Here is a 1,758-nt window from a genome sequence, read left to right as displayed (position 1 = left end):
TCAATTTCTGAAAAGTAGGTTTCCAAAGTTTGCATGGTCAAATTACCGTTAGTTTAACTTTATCATTTTACACCAAAAGAACTTGGCAGGTCTGCTCCCCAGCCCTCTCCCAAAGGAGAGGGAGTGAGATGGCTATATCTCAACAATTTCAGGCAATATTTTATTTTTGTAGGGTAGCGAAGTACACGATAAAAATAACAGTAGGGTGAGCCGTGTGCACCAAATTCACCACAATATTTAAATAATTCAGATACTTGGTGCGCATGACACACCCTACATTTTGGCGATTGGAAAAATTGTCGTGTACTGTCAGGCAGCCTGAAATATCATTCAGATTATTTCAACAAACCCAACTGGTTCGCCAAAAACAGCAGCGTAAACCCAGTCAAGAAAATCAAACCCACAAACGACAAATACAACAACGCCGCCGACAAGGGGTGTGTACTGCCTTTGCGAATCAGCGACAAATTCAACCAAGCAAAAATCGGCGCACTCACAAACGAAGCCACAGTCGCAAACGCCAACATTTTCAACACCGCGCCTTTAAAGAACAAAATCACGCCCATGCCGCTGATTGCCGCTGCAATAATCCAAATCGCCAAAATGCGGTTATTGGTTTTGTCCATTTTGGTGAGCAGGCGCACGGCTTCCATATTGCTGCGCGAATAACCGTCCACCACCGTCATGGTTGTGCCATACATACACGCAAATGCGATAAACGCCACCAACCAGCGCGACCATTCGCCTATCGTTTTCGCATACATATCAATCAACTGACCAATATATGCCGCGCCCGCCATTTTCACTTCCACGCCCGAGCCGTGTTGCACCAACGCGCCCAATGCCAAAAACACTATCGCCAAAATCGCGGTAACGATGTAGCCCACGTTAAAGTCAAAAATGCCGTCTTCGTAGCTCACGGGGTTGAGTTGTTTTTTTGCCGCCACCCACATGGAATTAACGGCAGAAATCTCAATCGGTGCAGGCATCCAGCCCATCAGCGATACGATAAATCCCAATGCTGCCAAATCCCAAGCCGATGGCGAAATGTAATCGCTTGGTGCAACTGCACCTCGTGATGCGGCAATCGCGACTGCCGTTACGGTCGCAATCGTTAAGCTGACCATGATGATTTTGGACATATTGTCCAGCAAACGATAAGGGCCCACCAGCAACATCAGCACCGATGAAGCCAACACGATTCCTGCCAAAACATTGATGTCCAGTTTCACAGGCAGCACAAAATTCAAAATCGCCGCGCAAACCATCGCCACCGCCGCCGTGTTAATCACGGTCGCAAACAAATTCAGCAGCAAAAATATCCACAAATAAACAGGGCTTTTTTCGGCATAGCCTTGAATCAAACTCTTGCCTGTTTCCAAAGTGTATTGTGGGCCAAAGCGGAAAAAGGGGTATTTGAACAAATTCGCCAAAATAATCATCATAGCAAGTTGCCAGCCGTACAACGCGCCTGCTTGCGTAGACATAATGATGTGCGAACCGCCCACCGCCGCCGAAGCCATCATGATACCTGGTCCCATCGCGCGGAATTTGCTCGCCCAAGTGGATGGGCTTGATGTTTGTGTGTTCATTTGGATAACCTTAATTTTGAATAAAAAATCAGATTATAAGGGCTTTCAGGCTGCCTGAATGGGGATTTTTGATATAGTGGATTCAATTTAAATCAGGACAAGGCGACAGCGACCGCCGTGTACACCTAGTACATAAGGGAGCTGGCAACGCGGTACTGGTTTAAAT

1 protein-coding gene is annotated in these 1,758 nt (G+C 46.8%); it reads right to left on the bottom strand.

Annotated features, from left to right (window positions below; genetic code table 11):
• Positions 1–335 precede the first annotated feature (335 nt).
• Entirely contained in the window at positions 336–1,592 is a 1,257-nt protein-coding gene (locus Q338_RS12440) for an NRAMP family divalent metal transporter (RefSeq protein WP_034296051.1), read from the bottom strand.
• Positions 1,593–1,758: the final 166 nt, after the last annotated feature.

It is taken from the genome of Alysiella crassa DSM 2578 (assembly GCF_000745955.1).
GTDB lineage: Bacteria > Pseudomonadota > Gammaproteobacteria > Burkholderiales > Neisseriaceae > Simonsiella > Simonsiella crassa.
Note: the sequence above shows the minus strand (reverse complement) of the source record. Positions and strands in the feature narration are given on the sequence as shown.

What these genes read in the sequence shown, in the direction of transcription:
- Q338_RS12440 (WP_034296051.1), bottom strand. Translation starts at nt 1,592, where the DNA reads ATGAACACACAAACATCAAGCCCATCCACTTGGGCGAGCAAATTCCGC.